1 protein-coding gene and 1 pseudogene are annotated in these 1178 nt (G+C 52.6%); both read right to left on the bottom strand.

Annotated elements, in window-relative coordinates:
- Positions 1-135: 135 nt before the first annotated feature.
- A complete protein-coding gene (locus tag ABD031_RS13275; RefSeq protein WP_343852240.1) occupies positions 136-981 on the bottom strand; it encodes an IS3 family transposase in 846 nt (281 codons plus the stop codon).
- Positions 982-986: 5 nt separating this feature from the next.
- Positions 987-1178, bottom strand: a pseudogene (locus ABD031_RS13270) (IS3 family transposase); the annotation flags it as partial.

Below are 1178 nucleotides of genomic sequence, written 5' to 3'. Positions count from 1 at the left end.
TGAGCATCCCCCAAAAGTTAGGACAGGATTGGTTTAAGGCCAAGTATACAGGAAGGGCGTGAGTTTTCCATATTTCCACACCTGAAAATCCCTTCAAAGATTTTCAGGAAGTGTGGGAATGTGGGAAACTCGTTTTCATGCCACCTGTTCGACCAAGGAATAGACTTCGGCCGGGATGCTGTGATCGAGACTGGAGTGCCTTCTTCGATGGTTGTAGTAATCCATGTATTCGGCTACCTGTGCGTAGAGATCCAGTCCGTCCTGGGGCGGATTGAGGTAGATCTTTTCGTATTTGATGGTTCGCCAGAACCGTTCGATAAACACATTGTCAATCGCTCTACCCTTGCCATCCATACTCAGGCATATTCCGCTGGACTTTACCGTCGCAGTGAAGACTTCCGAGGTAAACTGGCTTCCCTGATCGGTGTTGAGGATCTCGGGGCAGCCATACTGGCCGATGGCCTCTTGGAGCACTTCTTTGCACCATTCCGCATCCATGTTGTTGGAGATGGACCAGCCGACGATATACCGGCTGTACAGGTCGATGATTGCGGTCAGGTACATGAAGCCTTTTTTCATCGGGATGTAGGTGATGTCCATGGCCCAGACTTGGTTGGGACGGGTGACCTCCATATTCCGGAGCAGGTAAGGGTACACTTTGTGGGCCTTGTGCCGTCGGGAAGTGTGCCTACCGGGCATGACGGCCTGCAGTCCCATGCAGCGGTAGTACAGGCGTTCGACCCGATTTTTGCTGACGGTGTACCCTTTGTCCCGGGTCAGCCAGGTGTGCATGCCCGGAGCCCCTTTGTGGGGATGATGGAGATAGTGCTCGTCCATCAATCTCATGAGTTCCAGGTTCAGCTCCGACTCCGGCTTGGGCTGGTAATAGATCCCTGAGCGGTGAACACCCAGGATGTTGTATTGAGCTTTCAGGCTCAGTTCGGTATGACCCTTGCGTATCATGCTGCGTCGTTTTGCCAGAGGTTCTAGCGCAAGGCGTCTTTTAAAAAATCATTCTCGACTTTGAGCCTTCCGATGGTCTTGAGCAGCTGGTCTTTCTCTTCATCGGCAGGGTCTTTTTTGTTTTTGCCGCCTTTTTCAAAGACCTCCTCGGCACCGTTGAGAAACTCCCGCTTCCAGTTGCTGAGCTGCTGCGGGGCCAGCTCGTACTTCTGGGC

Origin of the sequence: Algoriphagus jejuensis (genome assembly GCF_039523455.1) — a bacterium.
GTDB classification, from domain to species: Bacteria; Bacteroidota; Bacteroidia; order Cytophagales; family Cyclobacteriaceae; genus Algoriphagus; species Algoriphagus jejuensis.
Note: the sequence above shows the minus strand (reverse complement) of the source record. Positions and strands in the feature narration are given on the sequence as shown.